Below are 23,186 nucleotides of genomic sequence, written 5' to 3'. Positions count from 1 at the left end.
GGTCTCTTGCTTTTTATGTATGTCGTAATCTTTTATTTTCTTACTTCTTGTTTATAAAATTCTTTAAGGGCATCTTGCCAGATTGGAATGACGAAACCTGTCGCCTTTGCTTTTGTCAAGCTCATAGTTGAGTTGAGAGGTCGTTTGGCCTTGGCAGGAAACTTGCTGGAGTCTACTGGTACTACTTCGACATCACTGTCTTTAAGAATCTCGACAGCAAAGTCATACCAAGTGGTGTCTTCAGCTGCGTCATTTGATAAGTGGTAGTAGCCAAACTCTTTTTGATTATCAGTCAAGTAGGTCATAAACTCAGCCAAGGTACGTGTCCAAGTTGGACGACCGTGTTGGTCGTTGACTACAGTAAGAGTTTTGTGAGTTTTGGCAAGATTTTGCATGGTAAAGACAAAGTTTTTTCCATAATTTCCAAAGACCCAAGCAGTGCGGATGATGTAATGCTGTGACGTAAGGGTTTCAACAAGTTCTTCCCCCATTCGCTTGGTTCGTCCGTACTCTGTTTTCGGATCAGGTAGGTCATCAACTTCCCACTCTTGTCCAACGGGTTTTTTCCCATCAAAGACGTAGTCTGTTGAGATATAGACCAGAGTAGCTCCGTATTTTTCAGAGGCCTTGGCTACATTTTCAGTTCCAGTTACGTTTATGGCAAAATCCAGTTCTTTTCCCTCATCTTCAGCAGCATCAACAGCAGTATAAGCTGCACAATGATAGACTAAAGTTGGCTTAACCTCAGCAAAGACTTTCTCAACCATTTCAGCATTCGTGATATCCATTTCGGCCACATCCACTGCAACATAGTCCACATTTCGTTCATCTAGTAAATAACGTAGTTCGGTACCGAGTTGACCATTTGCACCTGTAATTAATATCATTGTCTTCTCCTTAACTTTTCTTATATCTAATCATAGCAAAAAAATGATAAAAAATCTGATTTTCGGTCCTTATTTTGATGGTCTCTATCCGATAAGAATCTGTTTTTGAAATGAAACTGTTTATTAGATTCTTTGAGATAGAATTTTTTTATAGCTGTAAAGCTATTCTTAAAATTCTAAGCGTTAGCACTGTTCAGAAGAGAGAAAATTTTAGTGAATTTTACCTATTTCCTATTGCTTTCTTGTCTTTTATTTGTTATATTAAAAGCACAATTATTTTTTATTTATAGCAGTTAAGCAGAGCACTTTCAGAGAAAGGAGTATTTTTTAAAAAAGAAATGTAAACGCTTACTGGAAAATGAAAGGATTTAGGAGTTCATGGATAAATGATTTTTTGAAAAACGCTGTAAGTTCAGTATTCGTAAGTTTACGCTTGGAGTAGCTTCGGTTATGATTGGAGCGACTTTCTTTGCTGCTGCTCCAGTCTTAGCAGATCAAGCAAGAGTTGGTTCAACAGATAATTTGCCGAGTGAACTAGCTGATTTGGATAAGAAGGCTAGTGATGAGGGACATGATTTTGACAAGGAAGCTGCTGCTCAGAATCCTGGCTCAGCTGAGACCTCTGAAGGCCCACAGACAGAAGAAGAGTTGTTGGCTCAAGAAAAAGAAAAGTCAGATAAACCAAGCAATCTTCCAAAAGAACTAGAAGGTAAGTTGGAGAAAGCTGAAGACAATGGACGCGAAGTTGACAAGGATCAATTGGCGCAAGATACTGGAAAACTTGTTCCAGAAGATGTAGCTAAAACGACTAACGGGGAATTAAACTACGGCGCGACTGTTAAAATCAAGACGCCATCTGGCGAAGGTAGTGGTATTGTTATTGGGAAAGACCTTGTTTTGACTGTTTCTCATAACTTTATCAAGGATAGTCAAGACGGCAATATCCGTAAGGTTGTTGACAATGACCAAGGGGATGGAGATATCTATAGCATCTCATATCCAGGATTGCCAGATGTCAAGTTTAGCAAGAAAGATATTATTCATTGGGATCGTGAAGGCTACCTGAGTAAAGTATCTTATGACACTATCCAGTCAACAGTATTGAAAGCAGTCATTGACCAAGCCTTCCCTCGTGTTAAGGAATACACCTTGAATGGGCATACTTTGCCAGGACAGGTGCAACAGTTCAACCAAGTTTTTATCAATAACCACCGAATCACCCCTGAAGTTACTTATAAGAAAATCAATGAAACAACAGCAGAGTACGTGATGAAGCTTCGCGATGATGCCCACTTAATCAATGCAGATATGACTGTACGCTTGCAAGTTGTGGACAATCAATTGCATTTTGATGTGACCAAGATTGTCAACCACAACCAAGTTACTCCAGGTCAAAAGATTGATGACGAAAGAAAATTGCTTTCAACTATTAGTTTCCTTGGTAATGCTTTGGTCTCTGTTTCGAGTGATCAAGCTGGGGCTAAGTTTGACGGGGCAACTATGTCAAACAACACTCATATCAGTGGAGATGAACATATTGCTGTAACCAATCCAATGAAAGAATTGGCTAAGGGTTACATGTATGGTTTTGTTTCTACAGATAAGCTTGCTGCGGGTGTTTGGAGTAACTCTCAAAACAGCTACGGTGGTGGTTCGAATGACTGGACTCGTTTGACAGCCTTCAAACAAACTGTAGGAAATACAAACTATGTGGGAATCCAAAGTTCTGAATGGCAATGGGAAAAAGCTTATAAAGGGATTGTATATCCAGAGTACACTAAGGAACTTCCAAGTGCTAAGGTTGTTATCACTGAAGATGCCAATGCGGATAATAAAGTTGACTGGCAGGATGGAGCCATTGCTTATCGTAGCATTATGAACAACCCTCAAGGTTGGGAAAAAGTTAAGGATATCACAGCTTATCGTATCGCGATGAACTTTGGTTCTCAAGCACAAAACCCATTCCTCATGACTCTAGATGGTATCAAGAAGATCAATCTCCATACAGATGGTCTTGGACAGGGTGTTCTCCTTAAAGGATATGGTAGTGAAGGTCATGACTCTGGACACTTGAACTATGCTGATATTGGTAAACGTATTGGTGGTGTTGAAGACTTCAAGGCCTTGATCGAGAAAGCTAAGAAGTATGGTGCATATCTTGGTATCCACGTTAACGCTTCTGAGACTTATCCTGAGTCTAAGTACTTCAATGAAAATATTCTTCGTAAGAATCCAGATGGAAGCTACAGCTACGGCTGGAACTGGCTAGACCAAGGTATCAACATTGATGCTGCTTATGACTTGGCGCATGGACGTTTGGCTCGCTGGGAAGACTTGAAGAAAAAACTTGGTGAAGGTCTCGACTTTATCTATGTGGACGTTTGGGGCAATGGCCAATCAGGTGATAACGGTGCCTGGGCTACCCACGTTCTTGCTAAAGAAATCAACAAACAAGGCTGGCGCTTTGCGATTGAGTGGGGTCATGGTGGTGAATACGACTCTACCTTCCAACACTGGGCAGCTGACTTGACCTATGGTGGCTACAGCATGAAAGACTTTGAAGGCTGGCAAGGAAGAAGTGACTACAATGGCTATGTAACCAACTTATTTGCCCATGACGTCATGACTAAGTACTTCCAACACTTCACTGTAAGTAAATGGGAAAATGGTACACCAGTTACCATGACCGATAACGGTAGCACCTATAAATGGACTCCAGAAATGAAGGTTGAGCTAGTCGATGCAGCAGGTAACAAGGTTGTTGTAACTCGTAAGTCAAATGATGTCAATAGCCCGCAATACCGCGAACGTACAGTAACGCTCAATGGGCGTGTCATCCAAGATGGCTCAGCTTACTTGACTCCTTGGAACTGGGATGCAAATGGTAAGAAACTTCCTACTGATAAGGAAAAAATGTACTACTTCAATACGCAAGCCGGTGCAACAACTTGGACCCTTCCGAGCGATTGGGCAAATAGCAAGGTTTACCTTTACAAGCTAACTGACCAAGGTAAGACAGAAGAGCAAGAACTAACTGTAAAAGATGGCAAGATTACCCTAGACCTTCTCGCAAATCAACCATACGTTCTTTATCGTTCAAAACAAACCAATCCTGAAATGTCATGGAGCGAAGGTATGCATATCTATGACCAAGGATTTAATAGTGGAACCTTGAAACACTGGACTATTTCTGGTGATGCTTCTAAGGCAGAAATTGTCAAATCACAGGGCGCAAATGAAATGCTTCGTATCCAAGGCAATAAGAGCAAGGTCAGCCTTACTCAGAAACTGACTGGCTTGAAACCAAATACCAAGTATGCCGTTTATGTCGGTGTTGATAACCGTAGTAATGCTAAGGCAAGTATCACAGTGAATACTGGCGAGAAAGAAGTGACTACCTATACCAATAAGTCACTCGCTCTCAACTATGTTAAGGCCTACGCCCACAATACACGTCGTGACAATGCTACAGTTGACAATACAAGTTACTTCCAAAACATGTATGCCTTCTTTACAACTGGATCAGACGTTTCAAATGTTACTCTTACTTTGAGTCGTGAAGCTGGTGATGAAGCAACTTACTTTGACGAAATTCGTACCTTTGAAAACAATTCAAGCATGTACGGAGACAAGCATGATACAGGTCAAGGAACCTTCAAACAAGACTTTGAAAATGTTGCTCAGGGTATCTTCCCATTCGTAGTGGGCGGTGTTGAAGGAGTTGAAGACAACCGCACTCACTTGTCTGAAAAGCATGATCCATATACACAACGTGGTTGGAACGGTAAGAAAGTTGATGATGTTATCGATGGAAATTGGTCACTCAAGACAAATGGACTGGTTAGCCGTCGTAACTTGGTTTACCAAACCATCCCACAAAACTTCCGCTTTGAAGCTGGTAAGACCTACCGTGTAACCTTTGAATACGAAGCAGGATCAGACAATACCTATGCCTTTGTAGTCGGTAAAGGAGAATTCCAGTCAGGTCGTCGTGGTACTCAAGCAAGCAACATGGAAATGCATGAATTGCCAAATACTTGGACGGATTCTAAGAAAGCCAAGAAGGTAACCTTCCTCGTGACAGGTGCAGAAACAGGCGATACTTGGGTAGGTATCTACTCAACTGGAAATGCAAGCAATACTCGTGGTGATTCTGGTGGAAATGCCAACTTCCGTGGTTATAACGACTTCATGATGGATAATCTTCAAATCGAAGAAATTACCCTAACTGGTAAGATGTTGACAGAAAATGCTCTGAAAAACTACTTGCCAACTGTAGCCATGACCAACTACACCAAAGAGTCTATGGATGCTTTGAAAGAGGCGGTCTTTAACCTCAGTCAGGCCGATGATGATATCAGTGTTGAAGAAGCGCGTGCAGAGATTGCCAAGATTGAAGCCTTGAAGAATGCTTTGGTTCAGAAGAAGACAGCCTTGGTAGCAGAAGACTTTGAAAGTTTGGATGCGCCTGCCCAACCAGGTGAAGGTCTAGAGAATGCCTTTGATGGCAATGTATCTAGCCTATGGCATACATCTTGGAATGGTGGAGATGTAGGCAAGCCTGCAACCATGGTCTTGAAAGAACCTACTGAAATCACAGGACTTCGCTATGTTCCACGTGCATCCGATTCAAATGGAAACTTGCGAGATGTGAAACTAGTTGTCACAGATGAGTCTGGTAAGGAACATACCTTTACCGTAACAGATTGGCCAAATAACAACAAACCAAAAGATATTGACTTTGGTAAGACAATCAAGGCTAAGAAAATTGTCCTTACTGGTACCAAGACATACGGAGATGGTGGAGATAAATACCAATCTGCAGCGGAACTCATCTTTACTCGTCCACAAGTAGCAGAAACACCTCTTGACTTGTCAGGCTATGAAGCGGCTTTAGCTAAGGCTCAGAAATTGACAGACAAAGAAAATCAAGAGGAAGTGGCTGGAGTTCAGGCCAGCATGAAATATGCGACGGATAACCATCTCTTGACGGAAAGAATGGTGGCCTACTTCGCAGACTATCTCAACCAATTAAAAGATTCTGCTACGAAACCAGATGCTCCAACAAGAAGCAAGGGAGAAGAACAACCACCAGTTCTTGATGTACCTGAGTTCAAAGGCGGCGTCAATGCAGCAGAAGCAGCTGTTCATGACCTAGCTGAGTTCAAGGGCGGAGTCAATGCAGTTCAAGCCTTGGTAAACGAATTGCCAGAATACAAAGGTGGAGCCAATGCGGTTCTAGCAGCTGCAAATGAAGTCCCTGAGTATAGAGGTGGCGTCAATGCAGTTGAGGCCTTGGTAAACGAGAAACCAGCCTACACAGGTGTATTGGCTACCGCTGGAGATCAAGCAGCTCCAACAGTTGAAAAACCTGAGTACCCGCTCACTCCAAGCCCAGTAGCTGATGCCAAAACTCCAAGAGATAAAGATGAAGAGAAGCTTCCTGCTACAGGAGAACATGGTTCAGAAGCAGCCCTCTTCTTAGCAAGTGTGAGTATCGCTTTATCTGCTGCTGTTCTTACGACAAAACGAAAAGAAGACTAAACAGATTTGATTTTAGAAGTCCAAAAGATCTCGAATCAAATAGGATCAAACAGCCGGAGAGGACCTCTAGGTTCTCTCCTTTTTTCAAAGGAGAAATGATACCGCTTACTCATGTATGCGGATGAAAGGAATAGGAGAAAGATGGATAGACATTTTTTTGAGAAACGCTGTCACTTTAGTATAAGAAAATTTGCAATCGGTGCAGCCTCCGTTATGATTGGTGCTAGTATCTTTGGAGCCAATATGGTTCAGGCAGCAGAACCAGCAGCGCCTTCAGAAACAGAGGGAAGCATCACCCATGTTGAAGCGCTTGATAAGTTACCCGATGATTTAGCCGCTGCGCTTGAAAAAGCAGATGCAGAAGCTGCAACAGAAGCAAGTCATGAAGAGACTCCAGCGACTGACGAAGGAAGCAATCCTGCAACAAGTGAAGAGGCAAAACCAGAGACAAGTCCTACAAGTCCCAAGCCAGCAGAAACGCCGAAACCGGTTGAAACACCAAAGGCAGACAATAAACCAGCTGAAACTGCTACGCCCGCACCAGAACCAGCTGAGAAGCCAATCGAAGATAGAGAAGATGTCAACCATCTCGAAGGTGCTACTGCTCAGGCGAGCAACCATGAGACTGGTACCAACTTTACTGCGGATAAGGCTATCGACGGAGATGACAATACTCGTTGGGCTACAGACAAAGACGCACCAAAACCAACTTTTGAATTGACCCTTCCTAAGACAACCTTGATCAAACATGTAGAAATTGACTGGGATCGTCGTCTTCGTAATGGGCAAAATGACCCTAATATCAAATCTTGGAGCCTCTACTATGCAGGTCAAGAAGACGTGGGCGCTAATGGAGAAAAACAATGGAAACTAGCTCATACCAAAACTGGAGATCCAGTTTTAGACGAGAAAGTAGACCTAGCTGAAAGTATCAAAGCTAAGTACCTCAAATTGGAGGTCAATGATTACCAAGCTGGCACAATGGGCTGGAGAAATGTTGGGATCCAAGAAATTCGAGCTTATTCTAACGTTCCGGACCATAGTAAGGTAACGGATATCCGCCAAGTAACAGAACTATCAGTAGCAGAAGACGGACAGTCTCTTGTCTTGCCTAGTCTACCAGGGAAAGTCAGTCTCATCGGAAGCAATGATGTTCGTAAACTGAACAACCTAGATCAACTATTTGACGGTGTTTATAACAACTTCGTTGAGTTTTCAGACTATGCTCGTAAAGATGGTCATGTGACCTTGAAACTTGGCAGCGAACGCACTATCAAGAAGATTAGAGCTTATATCCAAGACGGAACTCAAAACTACCTTCGTGATGGTAAGATCCAAGTCAGCCAAGATGGTAAAACTTGGACAGATGTCGTGACAGTAGGAGATGGTGTAGCCAATAGCCAACACGATGATTCATTGACAGATGGTTGGACACATGATTCTAAGATGCCGGGAAATCGTTACATCGAAGGAGAATTGGCGACACCAGTCAAAGCTAACTATCTCCGTGTCCTCTATACGGCAGACTATGATGCCCGTTTTGTAGGCTTTACAGAATTGGTCATCAACGATGGTGAATTTGTCAAACCAATCAATGATCCAACAGTAGAAGGAAGTAGTGGAGAAAGCCAAGGCAACCTTTATAATAATCTTGTAGACGGCAAAGTCTTGACCAGCTACAAGTCTGAAAAAGACAAGGGCGAATTGGTGTATCACTTGTCTGAGCCAACCAATGCCAACCACCTTCGTCTCGTTTCCAGTCTTCCTGAGGGAGCTAAGGCACGTGTTCTTGCTAGAACACTCAAGGATGGTCAAGACAGTTGGACAGACCTCGGTGCCATTACATCTAGTCTCCAAACCTTTGCTATCCGAAATGGTGGCTCTCTTCTAGACGTCAAATTAGTCTGGGAAGGCGGTAAGGTTGAGTTTTATGAATTGGCAAGCTTCCATCAAGAATTAACAGAAGAAGCTGTTCAATCAAGCAAGGGTGAAGAACCAGCACCTGTTCTTGAGGTTCCTGAATTTACAGGTGGCGTCAATGCAGTTGAAGCCTTGGTACATGAGCTTCCAGAGTACACAGGCGCAGTAGCAACAGTAGGTGACCAAGCAGCTCCAACAGTAGAGAAACCTGAGTTCAAGGGTGGTGTCAATGCAGTGATGGCTCTAGTGCATGAATTGCCAGAATACACAGGCCCGCTAGCAACAGTAGGTGATCAAGCAGCTCCAACAGTAGAGAAACCTGAGTTTAAACTTAGCTCACTTGCTTCAGATGAAGGTAAGGCACCGGCACCGGAACTAAAACAAGAAGTGACGAAGCGAGAAACAGCTGAACAAAGCTTGCCAGCAACAGGTGAGAGTCAATCTGACACAGCCCTCTTCCTAGCAGGTGTTAGCCTAGCCCTATCTGCTCTCTTTGTAGCAAAAACAAAGAAAGACTAGTATTTAGTAAAACCTCTTAACAAGATTACGAAATCCGTTTCCTATCTTTCCCAATGAGGTTTATAGTACAGAAAAAGCCTGAGAAGATGTCTTCTCAGGCTTTTGTTAAGCACATAAATGCAATAGTGCTATGAAAAATCACCCAGAAAAATCCGGGTGATAAATGTTATGGTTGTGCTGGTTGAGGATTCTGGTTTTGGTTCTGGTTTTGTTGACCAGGCGTTGTATTTGGTTGCTGGTTATTGGTATTATTGTTTGCACTATTATTCGTGCTTGGAGTAGTTGAGCTTGACTGTGAAGTTGAACTTTCTGATGTCGAGCTCGAACTTTCTGGTGTTGGGGCCTGTTGTGGAGCAGGAGCAGTCCATGCAGAACGAGCACCGTTTTTAAAGACGAACTCACCACTTCGATAGAGGCCTTCTGGCATAGTCCAGTCGCCAGGGTTGTTATCCTCAGACAGATAAGTCATCATCGAACGGTAAACCTTAGCTGCAACATAGAAGCCATCACCAACGATAGGAGTAAGGCGGTTTGAGTAACCTGTCCACACAGCCATTGAATATTTGCGAGTATAACCAACAAACATTTCGTCTGGAGCTACATAACCAGTATTTTTGATGTAGTTTTCAATTTCATCATCTGTATAGTTTGATGTACCAGTCTTACCAGCTTGAGGTAGCCAAGGGAGATAAGCACCACGACCCGTTCCGTATGCCAAGACAGTCTTCATCATTTCTGTCATCATATAGGCGGTCGTCTCTTTCATGGCACGAGTACCAGGATCAGAGTATTCTTTTGAGCTACCATCACTAAAGACGATTTTATTGATATACATTGGTTTATGGTAGATACCACCGTTAGCAAAAGCTGCGTAAGCAGCAGCCATCTTTTCGCTACTTGCTCCATACTTTTTATTAGATTCAGTTGTATTACTTGAAATGGCATTTGCATAGTGCATATCTGGATAGTCAATACCAAGTCCATTTAGGAAGGTTTTGGCTCTGTCTAAACCAACTTTATTCAAGGTTTCTACGGCTGTAACGTTTCGTGATTGTTGGAGCGCATATTGGATGGTAATATTTCCAAAATAACTTCTATCCCAGTTGTAAACAGGGGTATCTGTTCCAGGATAGTTGTAAGGAACATCATGTACAATCGAAGCAGTTGAGTCGTAGATGTCATACTCCAAGGCAGGAGCATAGTCTGTGATTGGCTTCATGGTAGAACCCCAGTCACGGTTGGTTTCAACAGCTTGGTTGATTCCGAAGGAAACATTGCTTGATTGGTGACGAGAACCTAACTGAGCAATAACTTTCCCGTTTGTCACATCCACAATCGTTGAAGCCACTTGCATTTCATCATCAGGATAGTTGACATACTCGTCGGTATTGTAGATATCCCAGAGATGTTGTTGAACTTTAGGATCAACGTTGGTGTAGACATCCATACCAGTCGTTAAGAGATTGTAGCCTGTTTCTTGTTCGACTTGATCAATAACCTCTTTGAGATAGTTGTCCATGTATGGAGGATAACTATTAGCCGATTTTAGACTTTGAAGTCCATCTGTAATCGGAGTATTAATTGCTTTTTCATATTGCTCAGCTGAAATGTAACCTTGCCCCTTCATCTCAGAGAGGACGAGATTACGACGTTCTTGAGCGGCTTCTGGATGCGAGTACGGATCATACTGGTTTGGAGCCTGAGGCATACCAGCAAGGAGAGCCAGTTGAGGAATACTTAGATCTTTGAGATCCTTGCCATAGTAACTTTGGGCAGCTGTCTGCATTCCGTAGTTACCGTTTGACATGTAAACCTTGTTGATGTAGTAGGTCAAGATCTCTTGTTTAGTCGCTTTTTGTTCTAGCTGAACGGCTAACCAAGCTTCCTGAGCCTTACGAGAAAGGGTTTGATCAGAGGTTGACGTAGAGAAATAGGTTAACTTGATTAACTGCTGCGTCAAGGTGGAAGCTCCTTGCAGACCACCACCACCACGAAGGTTTCGGAGGGTAGCACCTAGGATACGGATCGTGTCGATTCCTCGGTGATTAAAGAAGCGATGGTCCTCAATCGAAACAATAGCGTTGACCAAATCGGTCGGTATTTCATTTGCTTGGGCATTGACCCGACGTTCTGATCCAAGATCAGCGATAAGCTCGTCATTGCTATCATAGATCTTACTTGACGTTGTAGCGACTAGTTTACTTTCAGAAAGTTCGGGAGCCTTGCTAACATAGTAGAGGAAGAGACCACCACCAAGCATTACAGCTGCGATAAATACAGTTAAGAGACTGATACTGACATACTTAGCTATTCGCAGAAAAGTTTGTTTGTTCATCTTGTTTTACCACCTAGTAAATGTTCTTTGATAATGTCGAGATAGGGAATTTGAGGAAAGGCACCCGGCTCAATCCTATATCCATTTTCTCGAATATATCCAAGTGGCATTGACTTCTGTCCCTTATCTTGATGATAGAAACGGATGAGGTCAATAGCCGGCAATAAGTAGGTTTCTTGCTGAGAAGAAAAGTGAAGGAGTACAAAGCAGATTCCTTGCTGGGCAAGGACTTGTTCCATATGCTGGATCTGATGGAGATGAAAATTCTTCATCGGAATTGCATGTTTTTGCCTGGTTTCCTTTGCTTCAAAGTCGATGTAGTATCCATCATAAACCCCTGAATAGTCAGTAGTTGAAGCTTGTCTAAAGTAGGCTTCAACGATCTTGGCTCGACTTCGTTGGGGATAGTCGACACGTACGATTTGGATGGGAGTCGGTTTCTTGTGAATAACAGCTAACCCATGCGACAAATAGTAGTCGTTCGTAGCATTGATCATCTTTTCAAAAGACATTCCCCGATTTGCGAAATTTTTAGTTTGTGACAGGGGTGCTTGCCTCTTTTGAGATGAAATTTTATGTGGATAGTTGACCATAATTCTCCTTATTGGTACAATAACATCACTCTATTATATCATAAATTTACAAAGAAAGGGTTAAAAATGACATCAGCCTTGATTTTAGGCTATTCAGCCTTGGACCTTGGTCTCTTTAATGACAAGGATATTCGCGTTGATATTATTAAAACAGCCATTCGGAGAGAGCTGGAAGGTCTAGCAGAGGATGGGGTGAACTGGCTTGTCTTTACAGGGACTTTGGGCTTTGAGTACTGGGCGCTTCAGGTAGCAAAAGACATGAAAGCAGACTATGGATTTCAACTGGCGACCATTTTTGATTTTGAAACCCATGGCAGTAACTGGAATGAAGCAAATCAAGCGAAATTGAGTGAGTTCAAGCAGGTTGATTTTGTCAAATACGCCTATCCACAATATGAGCACAAGGGACAATTACGTGATTATCAGAAATTTTTGCTGGAAAATACAGATACTTGTTATCTTTTTTACGACGAAGAAAACGAAACCAAGTTACGATATTTTTACCAAATGATAAAAAATCAAGCGGACTATGTTACAAGAAGATTAACATTTGAGGACTTGAATGAAATAGTAGAAAATTTTTCTGAAAAGTAAGCCTTTGACCTTGATTTTTACTTGTCTTTTTTTATATAATAATACTAGTAACCCAGAATGGAGAGAGACATGGCAAGTATTATATTTTCAGCGAAAGATATTTTTGAACAAGAATTTGGACGTGAAGTACGTGGATACAGCAAAGCAGAGGTAGATGAATTCCTAGACGATGTGATTAAGGACTATGAAACCTACGCAGCTTTGGTCAAATCCCTTCGTCAAGAGATTGCTGATTTGAAGGAAGAATTATCTCGTAAACCACAGGTAGCTCCAACTCAACCAGACTCTATTGAAGTAACAGCTTCTACTTCAATGACAAACTTTGATATTTTGAAACGCTTAAATCGTCTCGAAAAAGAAGTATTTGGTAAGCAAATCTTAGACAACCAAGATTTATAATTGACTAAGGAATGAGTGCAATTTTTGGATAATCGCGTGAAGAGGTTCTCTTTTCATGAGGAAAGTCCATGCTAGCACAGGCTGTGATGCCTGTAGTGTTTGTGCTAGGCGAATCCATAAGCCTAGGGACGAGAAATCGTTACGGCAGTCGAAATGGCTAAGTCTTCGGATAGGTCAGAATAGGCTTGAAAGTGCCACAGTGACGGAGTCTTTCTGGAAACAGAGAGAGTGGAACGCGGTAAACCCCTCAAGCTAGCAACCCAAATTTTGGTCGGGGCATGGAGTGCACGGAAACGAACGTAGTACTCTGACTGCTAGCAGATTTATGCTGTTAGCGGTAGACAGATGATTATCGAAGGAAGTGGTCCTAGTCACTTCTGGAACAAAACATGGCTTATAGAAAATTGCATATAGGTTGGGGCTGAGAAATCTTTCTCAACCTCATTTTTTAAAGTGAACAAGAGAAAGGTCTTGCAAGACTAGAAATGAAAGAACAATTTAATTTAATCGCAACTGCTGCGGCGGGTCTTGAGGCTGTCGTTGGACGTGAGGTGCGAGACCTTGGTTATGATTGCCAGGTTGAAAATGGGCGTGTCCGCTTCCAAGGAGATGTGAAGGCAATCATTGAGACCAATCTTTGGCTTCGTGCAGCGGATCGCATCAAGATTGTAGTTGGAAGTTTTCCAGCTAAGACTTTTGAAGAGCTTTTTCAAGGTGTTTTTGCTCTAGATTGGGAAAACTATCTCCCGTTAGGAGCACGTTTCCCGATATCAAAGGCAAAATGTGTTAAGTCTAAACTCCACAATGAGCCCAGTGTTCAGGCTATTTCTAAGAAGGCTGTTGTAAAGAAATTACAAAAACACTATGCCCGTCCAGAAGGAGTTCCCTTGATGGAAACGGGTCCCGAGTTTAAGATCGAGGTATCTATCCTGAAAGATGTGGCAACTGTCATGATTGACACGACAGGTTCTAGCCTCTTTAAACGTGGTTATCGTACTGAAAAGGGTGGAGCGCCAATCAAGGAAAATATGGCAGCGGCCATTTTACAACTCTCTAACTGGTATCCAGACAAGCCCTTGATTGATCCGACTTGTGGTTCAGGAACTTTCTGTATCGAGGCGGCTATGATTGCTAGAAAGATGGCTCCAGGACTTCGCCGTTCCTTTGCTTTTGAAGAATGGAACTGGGTCAGCGATCGGTTAATTCAAGAAGTGCGTACAGAGGCGGCTAAGAAAATGGATCGTGAACTGGAACTGGATATCATGGGCTGTGATATAGACGCTCGTATGGTTGAAATTGCCAAGGCAAATGCTCAAGCAGCAGGTGTAGCAGGTGATATCACCTTTAAACAAATGCGGGTACAAGACTTGCGCTCGGACAAGGTAAATGGTGTCATCATCTCCAATCCACCATATGGGGAACGCTTGTCTGATGATGCAGGAGTTACCAAGCTCTATGCTGAGATGGGACAGGTCTTTGCACCACTGAAAACGTGGAGTAAGTTTATCCTGACGAGTGACGAAGCTTTTGAAAGTAAGTACGGAAGTCCAGCTGATAAAAAGCGAAAACTCTATAACGGGACCTTAAAAGTGGATTTGTATCAATACTTTGGTCAGCGTGTCAAACGCCAAGAGGTAAAATAGAAAGGTGAACTCATGAGTAAGAAAAGACGTGATCGTCATAAAAAAGGACATCAAGAACCACAATTCGACTTTGATGAAGCAAAAGACTTGACTGTTGGTCAAGTCATTCGTAAGAATGAAGAGGTTGAGGCTGGAGTATTGCCTGAAGACAATATCTTGGACAAATACATCAAACAGCACCGTGAAGAAATCGAAGCCGACAAGTTTGAAACTCGTCAGTTTAAAAAAGAAGAGCTAGCTTCTACTCAAAACCTAGAGGAAATGATCCAAGAAGTTCGTGAATCAAGTGAATCCTCTGATCAGGTAGACGATTCAGACCTGGTTGCTGAGGAATCTATTGAAGAGATAGATAATGATGAGACTACTCAGTTTGTTCCTCCACTTCAAGATGAAGAAAGTGCTGAAATAGAGCCTCTCGTTTTAACAGAAACAGCATCCAAGGAAATGAATGAGGAAAATGAGGAACAAGAAGAAACCTATACTTCCCTATCACGATCAGTACAGACGGAACCTGAAACAGGCTCTAAAAAGAAACGTGTGATTACCATCGTTTCTGTGGTAGCTGCGATTCTTGTTCTTGCTGGGACGTATTATGTCTACCGTCAGGTATCTCGTTCAAACCAAGAAATTCAGTCTTCTCAAGCATCTTCAGGAAATCAAGAATCGCAAACCGACTTGCAAGAGTTCAATACGCTTTATGATGCCTTCTATACAGATGCCAATAAGACTGCTTTAAAAAATAGCCAGTTCGATAAGTTGAGCCAGCTAAAAAACTTGCTAGATAAGTTAGAAGGTAGCCGTGATTATACACTAGCTAAGTCAAAATACGATAGCCTAGCAACTCAAATCAAGGCTATTCAAGATATCAATGCCCTCTTTGAAAGTCCAGCTATTACTGACGGTGTCTTGGATACCAATGCTAAAGCCAAGGCGGATGCTAAGTTCACGGAAGTTAAAACGGGAAATACAGAGCTTGATAAACTGTTAGCTCAGGCGATTAGCCTTGGTAAGAGTCAACAAACAGCTCCTTCAAGTTCTAGCTCAAGTCAAGCAAGCTCAAGTTCAGCTACAGAAAGCAATGCAAGCAGTACGACACCTTCTACAAGCACTACGGCACCAGCTAGAGACACAAATGGTGGTTTGTCTGGCGATGGGGTTAATCTTCAAAGAAGTGCTAGTCGTGTACCGTACAACCAATCAGCTGTAGACGATAGCAACAACCCTGCTTGGACCTTTGCGGATGGTGTATTGGAACAAGTCCTAGCAACATCACGTGCTCGTGGCTATATCACTGGCAACCAATATATCCTAGAACGTGTCAATATCGTAAACGGAAATGGTTATTACAACCTTTATAAACCAGATGGAACCTATCTCTTCACCCTCAATTGTAAGACGGGTTACTTTGTAGGGAATGGTTCTGGTCATGCAGATGACTTGGACTACTAGGAGTCCGTTACAAAATTCTTTCCTTTCATAGGTAAAAATGATAAAATAAAACATATTAAACAAGAGGAGTGTCACATGACAAAAGCTAACTTTGGTGTTGTAGGTATGGCCGTAATGGGTCGTAACCTTGCCCTTAATATTGAATCTCGTGGTTATACAGTTGCCATTTACAACCGTAGTAAAGAAAAAACAGAAGACGTAATTGCTTGCCATCCTGAAAAGAACTTTGTGCCAAGCTATGACGTGGAAAGCTTTGTAAACTCAATCGAAAAACCTCGTCGTATCATGCTGATGGTTCAAGCTGGACCTGGTACAGATGCCACTATCCAAGCCCTTCTTCCCCACCTTGACAAGGGTGATATCTTGATTGATGGAGGAAACACTTTCTACAAAGATACCATCCGTCGTAATGAAGAACTAGCAAACTCAGGTATCAACTTTATCGGTACCGGGGTTTCTGGTGGTGAAAAAGGTGCCCTTGAAGGTCCTTCTATCATGCCTGGTGGACAAAAAGAAGCCTACGAATTGGTTGCGGATGTTCTTGAAGAAATCTCAGCTAAAGCACCAGAAGATGGCAAACCATGTGTGACTTACATCGGTCCTGATGGAGCTGGTCACTATGTGAAAATGGTCCACAACGGTATCGAGTATGGTGACATGCAATTGATCGCAGAAAGCTATGACTTGATGCAACACTTGCTTGACCTTTCTGCAGAAGACATGGCAGAAATCTTTACTGAGTGGAACAAGGGTGAGTTGGACAGCTACTTGATCGAAATCACAGCTGATATCTTGAGCCGTAAAGATGATGAAGGTCAAGATGGCCCGATCGTAGACTATATCCTTGATGCTGCAGGCAACAAGGGAACTGGTAAATGGACTAGCCAATCAGCTCTTGACCTTGGTGTGCCATTGTCACTCATCACTGAGTCAGTATTTGCCCGTTACATCTCTACATACAAAGAAGAGCGTGTACATGCTAGCAAGGTCCTTCCAAAACCAGCTGCTTTCAAATTTGAAGGTGACAAGGCTGAGTTGATCGAAAAGATTCGTCAAGCGCTTTACTTCTCAAAAATCATCTCATATGCACAAGGTTTTGCTCAATTGCGTGTAGCTTCTAAAGAAAACAACTGGAACTTGCCATTTGCGGACATCGCATCTATCTGGCGTGATGGCTGTATCATCCGTTCTCGTTTCTTGCAAAAGATCACAGATGCCTACAATCGTGATGCAGACCTTGCCAACCTTCTTTTGGATGAATACTTCTTGGATGTCACTGCTAAGTACCAACAAGCAGTTCGTGATATCGTAGCTCTTGCTGTTCAAGCTGGTGTACCAGTGCCAACTTTCTCAGCAGCTATTACTTACTTTGACAGCTATCGTTCAGCAGACCTTCCTGCTAACTTAATCCAAGCACAACGTGACTACTTTGGTGCCCATACTTACCAACGTAAAGACAAAGAAGGAACCTTCCACTACTCTTGGTATGACGAGAAATAAGTAGGTCTGCCATGGGGAAACGGATTTTATTACTTGAGAAAGAACGAAATCTCGCTCGTTTTCTCAGTCTGGAACTCCAAAAAGAGCAATACCGTGTTGATCTGGTCGAGGAGGGGGAAAAAAGCCCTCTCAATGGCTCTCCAGACAGATTATGACTTGATTTTACTGAATGCTCGTCTGGGAAATATGACAGCCCAGGATTTTGCAGAGAGGCTGAGTCGGACAAAACCAGCCTCAGTGATCATGGTCTTGGACCATCGCGAAGAATTGCAAGACCAGATTGAGACAATCCAGCGCTTCGCCGTTTCTTACATCTATAAGCCAGTGATTATTGATCAGCTGGTGGCTCGTATTTCAGCGATTTTCCGAGGTCGGGACTTTATCGACCAACACTGTAGTCAGATGAAGGTTCCAACGTCTTACCGCAATTTACGTATGGATGTAGAACATCATACCGTTTATCGTGGCGAGGAGATGATTGCTCTGACGCGCCGTGAGTATGACCTTTTGGCCACTCTCATGGGAAGCAAGAAGGTCTTGACTCGTGAGCAGTTATTGGAAAGTGTTTGGAAGTACGAAAGTGCGACGGAAACCAATATCGTGGATGTTTATATCCGTTATCTACGTAGCAAGCTTGATGTAAAAGGTCAAAAAAGCTACATTAAAACCGTGCGTGGTGTTGGGTACACCATGCAAGAATAGAAAAGCAGTTGCAGTTGTGTAACTGCTTTTTTTGAGGGATTTCTATATATTGACATACAGTAAAGTCTTTGCTACAATCAATTATGGAGGAAAGATCGAATGAAAAAATTTAAAATAATGATGCAAGTTGGACTAGCAGTCTTTTTCTTTAGTTTGCTAGCGACAAGCACCGTATTGGCGGATGATGCTGATTCGGAAGGCTGGCAATTTGTCCAAGAAAATGGTAGAACCTACTACAAGAAGGGTGAGATCAAAGAAACGGCCTGGCGAGTGATAGATGGAAAGACCTATTATTTCGATCATGTATCAGGAGAGATGGTTGTCGGCTGGCAATATATCCCGTTTCCATCTAAAGGTAGTACAATTGGTCCTTACCCAAATGGTTTAAGATTAGAATATATGCCAATGCCAAAATGGTTTTACTTTGGTCAAGATGGGGTACTACAAGAATTTGTTGGCAAGCAAGTTTTAGAAGCAAAAACTGCTACAAATACCAACAAACATCATGGGGAACAATATGATAGTCCAGCAGAGAAACGAGTCTATTATTTTGAAGATCAGCGTAGCTATCATACCTTAAAAACTGGTTGGATTTCTGACGAAGGGCATTGGTATTATTTACAGGAGGATGGTGGCTTTGATGCTCGAATCAACAGATTGACTGTTGGGGAGCCAGTACGTGGCTGGATAAACGATGATTCGACGTGGTACTATCTAGATCCAACAACTGCTACAATGCAAACTGGTTGGAAACAACTTGGCAATAAGTGGTACTATCTCCGTTCATCAGGAGCAATGGCGACTGGCTGGTATCAAGAAGGCTCCACTTGGTATTATCTAGATGCTCAAAATGGTGATATGAAAACAGGCTGGCAATACCTTGGGAACAAGTGGTACTACCTCCGTTCATCAGGAGCCATGGCAACTGGTTGGTATCAGGAAGGTTCGACTTGGTATTATCTAAACGCAAGTAATGGTGACATGAAGACAGGCTGGTTCCAGGTCGGAGGGAAATGGTACTATGCTTATAGTTCAGGTGCTTTAGCAGTGAATACGACTGTAGAAGGCTATTTTGTCAACTATAATGGCGAATGGATCCAATAATGAAAGGGGCGATTGTGAAGGAAACAATCGCTTTTTTTGTGAAAATATAATAAAATAGATAGGAGGAAGTACTACTGTATGAAAAGCAAGACGGTCTTTCCGTCTGGTTAAAGGAAAACATGATAAAAAAAGTTGGTGTCGGTCAGGCACATAGTAAGATTATTTTAATAGGAGAGCACGCTGTTGTATACGGCTATCCTGCTATTTCCCTGCCTCTCTTAGAGGTAGAGGTGACATGTAAGGTAGTTCCTGCAGCGAGTCCGTGGCGTCTTTATGAGGAGGATACTTTGTCCATGGCAGTTTATGCTTCGTTAGAATATTTAGAGATTAAAGAGGCCTGCATTCGCTGTGTGATTGACTCGGCTATCCCTGAAAAACGGGGAATGGGTTCGTCAGCAGCTATCAGCATAGCAGCCATTCGAGCTGTTTTTGACTACTATCAAGCCGACCTGCCTCATGATGTACTAGAAATCTTGGTCAATCGGGCTGAGATGATTGCCCATATGAATCCAAGTGGTTTGGATGCCAAGACATGTCTCAGTGACCAGCCCATTCGCTTTATCAAGAATGTTGGTTTTACAGAACTTGAGATGGATCTATCCGCCTATTTGGTCATTGCTGATACGGGCGTGTATGGTCACACTCGTGAAGCTATCCAAGTGGTTCAAAGCAAGGGGAAGGATGCTCTGCCGTTTTTGCATGCCTTGGGAGAATTGACCCAGCAGGCAGAAGATGCGATTAGAAGAAAAGATGCTGAGGGACTGGGACAAATCCTCAGTCAAGCGCATTTACATTTAAAAGAAATTGGTGTCAGCAGCCCTGAGGCAGACTCCCTCGTTGAAACGGCTCTTAGCCATGGTGCCCTAGGTGCCAAGATGAGTGGTGGTGGACTAGGAGGCTGCATTATCGCCTTGGTAGCCAATCTGGATCAAGCGCAAGAACTAGCAAAACGATTAGAAGAGAAAGGAGCTGTTCAGACATGGATCGAAAGCCTGTAACAGTACGTTCCTACGCAAATATTGCTATTATCAAATATTGGGGAAAGAAAAAAGAGAAAGAGATGGTTCCTGCTACTAGCAGCATCTCTCTGACTTTGGAAAATATGTACACAGAGACGACCTTATCACCTCTACCGACGGATGCGACTGCTGATGCTTTTTATATCAATGGTCAGCTCCAAAATGAGGCAGAACATGCCAAGATGAGCAAAATCATCGACCGTTACCGTCCAGAAGGTGAGGGCTTTGTCCGTATCGATACCCAAAACAACATGCCGACTGCAGCGGGTTTGTCCTCCAGTTCCAGTGGTTTGTCCGCCTTGGTCAAGGCTTGCAATGCTTATTTTCAGCTTGGTTTGAATCGGAGTCAGTTGGCACAGGAAGCGAAGTTTGCTTCAGGTTCTTCCTCTCGGAGTTTTTATGGACCACTCGGTGCCTGGGACAAGGATAGTGGGGAAATTTACCCTGTAGAGACAGACTTGAAACTAGCTATGATTATGTTGGTGCTAGAAGACAAGAAAAAGCCAATCTCTAGCCGTGATGGGATGAAACTCTGTGTGGAAACCTCGACGACCTTTGATGACTGGGTGCGTCAGTCTGAAAAGGACTATCAGGAGATGCTGGTTTATCTCAAGGAAAATGACTTTACCAAAGTTGGGGAATTAACAGAGAAAAATGCCCTTGCTATGCACGCTACGACAAAAACAGCATCACCAGCCTTTTCTTATCTGACGGATGCGACTTATGAGGCCATGGACTTTGTTCGCCAGCTTCGTGAGCAAGGGGAAGCCTGCTACTTTACCATGGATGCAGGTCCCAATGTCAAGGTCCTCTGTCAGGAGAAAGACTTGGAGCATTTATCAGAAATCTTCGGTCGACATTATCGCTTGATTGTGTCAAAAACAAAGGATTTGAGCCAAGATGATTGCTGTTAAAACTTGCGGAAAACTATATTGGGCAGGGGAATACGCTATTTTAGAGCCAGGGCAGTTAGCCTTGATAAAGGCCATCCCCATCTATATGAAGGCTGAGATTGCTTTTTCTGAGAACTATCGTATCTACTCAGACATGTTTGATTTCGCAGTGGACTTGACGCCAAATCCTGCCTACAGTTTGATTCAAGAAACGATTGCTTTGATGGGGGACTTCCTTGCTGTTCGTGGTCAGACTTTGCGACCTTTTTTCTTGGAAATCCGTGGAAAAATGGAACGGGAAGGCAAAAAGTTTGGTCTGGGTTCTAGCGGTAGCGTCGTTGTCTTGGTGATCAAGGCCCTGCTGGCTCTATATGATATTACAGTTGATCCGGAATTCTTGTTCAAGTTGGCTAGCGCGGTCTTGCTCAAGCGAGGCGACAATGGCTCTATGGGGGACCTTGCCTGTATCGTTGCAGAGGATTTGGTTCTCTACCAGTCATTTGATCGCAAAAAGGTGGCTGCTTGGTTGCAAGAAGAAAGCTTGGCGACGGTTTTGGAGCGTGACTGGGGCTTTTCTATCTCACAAGTGCAACTGGGCCTAGAATGTGATTTCCTAGTGGGATGGACCAAGCAAGTGGCCGTATCGAGTCAAATGGTCAAGCAAATCAAGCAAAACATAGGCCAGAATTTTTTAAGTTCCTCAAAAGCAACGGTATCTGCTTTGGTAGAAGCCTTGGAGCAGGGGAATGCAGAAAACATCATCGAGCAGGTGGAAACAGCCAGCCAGCTCTTAGAAGGCTTGAGCCCAGATATTTACACGCCTTCACTGAGACGGTTGAAAGAAGCCAGTCAAGATTTGCAGGCTGTTGCCAAGAGTAGTGGCGCTGGTGGTGGTGACTGTGGGATTGCCTTGAGTTTTGATGAGCAATCAACTGAAACCTTAAAAAATCGCTGGGCCGATCTGGAGATTGAGCTCTTATACCAAGAAAGGATAGGACATGACGACAAATCGTAAGGACGAGCATATCCGCTATGCCCTTGAGCAGAAAAGTTCCTATAATAGCTTTGATGAGGTGGAGTTGATTCATTCTTCCCTGCCTCTTTATGACCTGGATGAGATTGATTTGTCTACAGAGTTTGCAGGTCGAAAGTGGGACTTTCCTTTTTATATCAATGCCATGACAGGTGGGAGCGACAAAGGTAAAGAAATCAATCAAAAACTGGCTCAGGTGGCAGAAGCATGTGGGATTTTGTTTGTGACGGGCTCTTATAGCGCAGCCCTCAAAGATCCAACAGATGACTCTTTTTCTGTCAAATCTAGCCATCCAAAGCTTCTCCTTGGAACCAATATTGGCTTGGACAAGCCTGTTGAGTTGGGACTTCAGACTGTAGAAGCGATGAATCCTCTTCTCCTCCAAGTGCATGTTAATGTCATGCAGGAATTACTCATGCCGGAGGGAGAAAGAAAGTTTCGAAGCTGGCAATCGCATCTGGCAGACTATAGCAAGCAAATTCCCGTTCCTATTGTCTTAAAGGAAGTGGGCTTTGGAATGGATGTGAAGACCATCGAGAGAGCCTATGATCTGGGTGTTCGAACGGTTGACCTATCAGGTCGTGGTGGTACTAGCTTTGCCTATATCGAAAACCGTCGCAGTGGCCAGCGTGATTACCTCAATCAATGGGGGCAGTCTACTATGCAAGCCCTTCTCAATGCCCAAGACTGGAAAGACAAGGTCGAACTTTTGGTTAGCGGAGGGGTTCGGAACCCGCTGGATATGATTAAGTGCTTGGTCTTTGGTGCCAAGGCTGTAGGACTGTCACGTACCGTTCTAGAGTTGATTGAAACCTACTCCGTCGAAGAGGTGATTGGTATTGTCCAAGGCTGGAAAGAAGACCTGCGCTTGATCCTGTGTGCCCTTAATTGTGCCACCATAGCAGATCTGCAAAAAGTAGACTATATTCTTTATGGTAAACTAAAAGAAGCAAAAGATCAGATGTAGAGAGGTCGGGACAAGAATCCCGCCCTTTTTTGTAGCCTTTTGTCAACTGTAGTGGTCTGAAAGAACCTAGTTTGTACGAGCGATT

The 23,186-nt window shown here is 43.2% G+C and carries 15 protein-coding genes, 1 other RNA gene and 1 pseudogene; 14 read left to right on the top strand and 3 right to left on the bottom strand.

The genetic code is table 11. The features are described from left to right. Window positions 1–32: 32 nt before the first annotated feature. A complete protein-coding gene (gene rfbD, locus SORDD25_RS05335; RefSeq protein ID WP_061852897.1) occupies window positions 33–887 on the bottom strand; it encodes a dTDP-4-dehydrorhamnose reductase in 855 nt (284 codons plus the stop codon). A 450-nt stretch (window positions 888–1,337) separates the two neighbouring features. Here rfbD and SORDD25_RS05330 point away from each other — a divergent pair, with 450 nt between their 5' ends. Beyond that, window positions 1,338–6,431 (top strand): SIALI-17 repeat-containing surface protein, encoded by a 5,094-nt coding sequence (locus SORDD25_RS05330; protein ID WP_423170619.1) that lies wholly within the window; start codon window positions 1,338–1,340, stop codon window positions 6,429–6,431. A gap of 141 nt (window positions 6,432–6,572) precedes the next feature. Continuing rightward, window positions 6,573–8,870, top strand: a complete 2,298-nt coding sequence (locus SORDD25_RS09540) for an SIALI-17 repeat-containing surface protein (protein ID WP_061852896.1) — start codon at window positions 6,573–6,575, stop codon at window positions 8,868–8,870. A gap of 166 nt (window positions 8,871–9,036) precedes the next feature. On the opposite strand, the gene pbp1a is transcribed toward SORDD25_RS09540, so the two are convergent. After that, complete coding sequence (gene pbp1a, locus SORDD25_RS05320) at window positions 9,037–11,205, bottom strand: penicillin-binding protein PBP1A (protein WP_061852895.1); 2,169 nt, start codon at window positions 11,203–11,205, stop codon at window positions 9,037–9,039. Beyond that, a complete protein-coding gene (recU, locus tag SORDD25_RS05315; protein WP_000248756.1) occupies window positions 11,202–11,798 on the bottom strand; it encodes a Holliday junction resolvase RecU in 597 nt (198 codons plus the stop codon). The genes pbp1a and recU overlap by 4 nt, the downstream gene beginning before the upstream one ends. 66 nt (window positions 11,799–11,864) lie before the next feature. Between recU and SORDD25_RS05310 the strand changes: the two genes are divergently transcribed. The 12 genes and pseudogenes from SORDD25_RS05310 (at window position 11,865) to fni (ending at window position 23,101) form a co-directional block, all read left to right on the top strand. After that, window positions 11,865–12,392, top strand: a complete 528-nt coding sequence (locus SORDD25_RS05310) for an SLOG family protein (protein ID WP_061852894.1) — start codon at window positions 11,865–11,867, stop codon at window positions 12,390–12,392. Window positions 12,393–12,461: 69 nt separating this feature from the next. Continuing rightward, window positions 12,462–12,791, top strand: a complete 330-nt coding sequence (gene gpsB, locus SORDD25_RS05305) for a cell division regulator GpsB (protein ID WP_007518509.1) — start codon at window positions 12,462–12,464, stop codon at window positions 12,789–12,791. Window positions 12,792–12,811: 20 nt separating this feature from the next. Further along, window positions 12,812–13,193: RNase P RNA component class B (gene rnpB / locus SORDD25_RS05300), an RNA gene on the top strand. 83 nt (window positions 13,194–13,276) lie between these two features. Then, window positions 13,277–14,434, top strand: a complete 1,158-nt coding sequence (locus SORDD25_RS05295; RefSeq protein WP_061852893.1) for a THUMP domain-containing class I SAM-dependent RNA methyltransferase — start codon at window positions 13,277–13,279, stop codon at window positions 14,432–14,434. 12 nt (window positions 14,435–14,446) lie between these two features. Continuing rightward, window positions 14,447–15,883 carry a cell division site-positioning protein MapZ gene (gene mapZ, locus SORDD25_RS05290; protein ID WP_061852892.1) on the top strand — a complete coding sequence of 479 codons (1,437 nt, stop codon included), beginning with the start codon at window positions 14,447–14,449 and terminating at the stop codon, window positions 15,881–15,883. A 75-nt stretch (window positions 15,884–15,958) separates the two neighbouring features. Continuing rightward, window positions 15,959–17,383 (top strand): NADP-dependent phosphogluconate dehydrogenase, encoded by a 1,425-nt coding sequence (gene gndA / locus SORDD25_RS05285; RefSeq protein ID WP_061852891.1) that lies wholly within the window; start codon window positions 15,959–15,961, stop codon window positions 17,381–17,383. Between the two features lie 11 nt (window positions 17,384–17,394). After that, window positions 17,395–18,085: pseudogene (locus SORDD25_RS05280) on the top strand (response regulator transcription factor). Between the two features lie 99 nt (window positions 18,086–18,184). Beyond that, window positions 18,185–19,189, top strand: a complete 1,005-nt coding sequence (gene cbpF / locus SORDD25_RS05275; protein WP_061852890.1) for a choline-binding protein CbpF — start codon at window positions 18,185–18,187, stop codon at window positions 19,187–19,189. A gap of 119 nt (window positions 19,190–19,308) precedes the next feature. Continuing rightward, on the top strand, window positions 19,309–20,187 hold the full coding sequence (gene mvk / locus SORDD25_RS05270) for a mevalonate kinase (RefSeq protein WP_061852889.1): 879 nt from the start codon (window positions 19,309–19,311) through the stop codon (window positions 20,185–20,187). Next, entirely contained in the window at window positions 20,169–21,122 is a 954-nt protein-coding gene (gene mvaD, locus SORDD25_RS05265) for a diphosphomevalonate decarboxylase (RefSeq protein WP_061852888.1), read from the top strand. Before mvk ends, mvaD begins: the two co-directional genes overlap by 19 nt. Next, window positions 21,109–22,116, top strand: a complete 1,008-nt coding sequence (locus tag SORDD25_RS05260; RefSeq protein ID WP_061852887.1) for a phosphomevalonate kinase — start codon at window positions 21,109–21,111, stop codon at window positions 22,114–22,116. The genes mvaD and SORDD25_RS05260 overlap by 14 nt, the downstream gene beginning before the upstream one ends. Further along, window positions 22,100–23,101 (top strand): type 2 isopentenyl-diphosphate Delta-isomerase, encoded by a 1,002-nt coding sequence (gene fni, locus SORDD25_RS05255; protein ID WP_061852886.1) that lies wholly within the window; start codon window positions 22,100–22,102, stop codon window positions 23,099–23,101. The genes SORDD25_RS05260 and fni overlap by 17 nt, the downstream gene beginning before the upstream one ends. Window positions 23,102–23,186: the final 85 nt, after the last annotated feature.

Source organism: Streptococcus oralis (genome assembly GCF_001579525.1).
Lineage (GTDB): Bacteria > Bacillota > Bacilli > Lactobacillales > Streptococcaceae > Streptococcus > Streptococcus oralis_M.
The sequence above is the reverse complement of the archived record's forward strand: the minus strand, read 5'-3'. Positions and strand labels throughout refer to the sequence as shown.